Genomic DNA, 3,351 nt, shown 5'->3' on the forward strand with positions numbered 1-3,351 from the left:
AATGACACGACTTCGGCGGTACGCTTGAGCCCCGCTACATTGTCGGCGCGGAATCACTAGACCAGTGAGCTATTACGCACTCTTTCAAGGGTGGCTGCTTCTAAGCCAACCTCCTGGTTGTCTGTGCGACTCCACATCCTTTCCCACTTAGCGTACGCTTAGGGGCCTTAGTCGATGCTCTGGGCTGTTTCCCTCTCGACCATGGAGCTTATCCCCCACAGTCTCACTGCCGCGCTCTCACTTACCGGCATTCGGAGTTTGGCTAAGGTCAGTAACCCGGTAGGGCCCATCGCCTATCCAGTGCTCTACCTCCGGCAAGAAACACACGACGCTGCACCTAAATGCATTTCGGGGAGAACCAGCTATCACGGAGTTTGATTGGCCTTTCACCCCTAACCACAGGTCATCCCCCAGGTTTTCAACCCTGGTGGGTTCGGTCCTCCACGAAGTCTTACCTCCGCTTCAACCTGCCCATGGCTAGATCACTCCGCTTCGGGTCTTGAGCGTGCTACTGAAACGCCCTATTCGGACTCGCTTTCGCTACGGCTTCCCCACTCGGGTTAACCTCGCAACACACCGCAAACTCGCAGGCTCATTCTTCAAAAGGCACGCAGTCACGACGCACAGCACAAGTGCTGCACGCGACGCTCCCACGGCTTGTAGGCACACGGTTTCAGGTACTATTTCACTCCGCTCCCGCGGTACTTTTCACCATTCCCTCACGGTACTATCCGCTATCGGTCACCAGGGAATATTTAGGCTTAGCGGGTGGTCCCGCCAGATTCACACGGGATTTCTCGGGCCCCGTGCTACTTGGGTGTCTCTCAAACGAGCCGTTGACGTTTCGACTACGGGGGTCTTACCCTCTACGCCGGACCTTTCGCATGTCCTTCGCCTACATCAACGGTTTCTGACTCGTCTCACGGCCGGCAGACCGTAAAAGAGAGATCCCACAACCCCGCCTACGCAACCCCTGCCGGGTCTCACACGTAAACGGTTTGGCCTCATCCGGTTTCGCTCGCCACTACTCCCGGAATCACGGTTGTTTTCTCTTCCTGCGGGTACTGAGATGTTTCACTTCCCCGCGTTCCCTCCACATACCCTATGTGTTCAGGTATGGGTGACAGCCCATGACGACTGCCGGGTTTCCCCATTCGGAAACCCCCGGATCAAAGCCTGGTTGACGGCTCCCCGGGGACTATCGTGGCCTCCCACGTCCTTCATCGGTTCCTGGTGCCAAGGCATCCACCGTGCGCCCTTAAAAACTTGGCCACAGATGCTCGCGTCCACTGTGCAGTTCTCAAACAACGACCAGCCACCCATCACCCCGAACCAACCGGTTCGAGTTCACTGGGGCCGGCACCGAAGGTCCAGACTCGAAAGTCCGTACCCTCAGACACCCAACAGCGTGCCCGACACCCTCGCCACTTCCCTTCCATTCCACGCCGAAGCAGTACTAGGAAGACAAGCTGGTCGAGTGTGCCGAATAGTCAACGTTCCACCCTTGAGCAACCAGCATCAGACAGTCGCTGATGTACTGGCCTCTGACCTCACCCCGAAGGGATCGGTAAGAAGTGCTCCTTAGAAAGGAGGTGATCCAGCCGCACCTTCCGGTACGGCTACCTTGTTACGACTTCGTCCCAATCGCCAGTCCCACCTTCGACAGCTCCCTCCCACAAGGGGTTGGGCCACCGGCTTCGGGTGTTACCGACTTTCGTGACGTGACGGGCGGTGTGTACAAGGCCCGGGAACGTATTCACCGCAGCAATGCTGATCTGCGATTACTAGCAACTCCGACTTCATGGGGTCGAGTTGCAGACCCCAATCCGAACTGAGACAGGCTTTTTGAGATTCGCTCCACCTCACGGTATCGCAGCTCATTGTACCTGCCATTGTAGCACGTGTGCAGCCCAAGACATAAGGGGCATGATGACTTGACGTCGTCCCCACCTTCCTCCGAGTTGACCCCGGCGGTCTCCTGTGAGTCCCCATCACCCCGAAGGGCATGCTGGCAACACAGAACAAGGGTTGCGCTCGTTGCGGGACTTAACCCAACATCTCACGACACGAGCTGACGACAGCCATGCACCACCTGTACACCGACCACAAGGGGGGCACCATCTCTGATGCTTTCCGGTGTATGTCAAGCCTTGGTAAGGTTCTTCGCGTTGCGTCGAATTAAGCCACATGCTCCGCTGCTTGTGCGGGCCCCCGTCAATTCCTTTGAGTTTTAGCCTTGCGGCCGTACTCCCCAGGCGGGGAACTTAATGCGTTAGCTGCGGCACCGACGACGTGGAATGTCGCCAACACCTAGTTCCCACCGTTTACGGCGTGGACTACCAGGGTATCTAATCCTGTTCGCTCCCCACGCTTTCGCTCCTCAGCGTCAGTAATGGCCCAGAGATCCGCCTTCGCCACCGGTGTTCCTCCTGATATCTGCGCATTTCACCGCTACACCAGGAATTCCGATCTCCCCTACCACACTCTAGCTAGCCCGTATCGAATGCAGACCCGGGGTTAAGCCCCGGGCTTTCACACCCGACGTGACAAGCCGCCTACGAGCTCTTTACGCCCAATAATTCCGGACAACGCTTGCGCCCTACGTATTACCGCGGCTGCTGGCACGTAGTTAGCCGGCGCTTCTTCTGCAGGTACCGTCACTTTCGCTTCTTCCCTGCTGAAAGAGGTTTACAACCCGAAGGCCGTCATCCCTCACGCGGCGTCGCTGCATCAGGCTTTCGCCCATTGTGCAATATTCCCCACTGCTGCCTCCCGTAGGAGTCTGGGCCGTGTCTCAGTCCCAGTGTGGCCGGTCGCCCTCTCAGGCCGGCTACCCGTCGTCGCCTTGGTGAGCCATTACCTCACCAACAAGCTGATAGGCCGCGGGCTCATCCTTCACCGCCGGAGCTTTTAACCACCACTCAGGAGAGTGGAAGTGTTATCCGGTATTAGACCCCGTTTCCAGGGCTTGTCCCAGAGTGAAGGGCAGATTGCCCACGTGTTACTCACCCGTTCGCCACTAATCCCCACCGAAGTGGTTCATCGTTCGACTTGCATGTGTTAAGCACGCCGCCAGCGTTCGTCCTGAGCCAGGATCAAACTCTCCGTGAATGTTTACCGGTAATCCGGTCGACACCACGAGAGCGGAACAGCCAGGCGGAATAAGCCCGGCCGTTCACAGCGTCCTCGCTGTGTTTTCTTCAAAGGAACCTCGCCACCGGAACAATCCGATGGACGGGGTATCAACATATCTGGCGTTGACTTTTGGCACGCTGTTGAGTTCTCAAGGAACGGACGCTTCCTTTGTACTCACCCTCTCGGGCTTTCCTCCGGGCGCTTCCCTTCGGCCTT

At 57.5% G+C, this 3,351-nt stretch carries 2 rRNA genes; both read right to left on the reverse strand.

Annotation, left to right across the window (positions count from 1 at the left end):
• A 23S ribosomal RNA gene (locus tag KUM49_RS21885) occupies window positions 1–1,272 on the reverse strand; the annotation flags it as partial.
• 313 nt (window positions 1,273–1,585) lie between these two features.
• Window positions 1,586–3,111, reverse strand: a 16S ribosomal RNA gene (locus KUM49_RS21890).
• Window positions 3,112–3,351 lie beyond the last annotated feature (240 nt).

The organism is Streptomyces sp. AC555_RSS877 (genome assembly GCF_019049245.1).
Classification (GTDB): Bacteria; Actinomycetota; Actinomycetes; order Streptomycetales; family Streptomycetaceae; genus Streptomyces.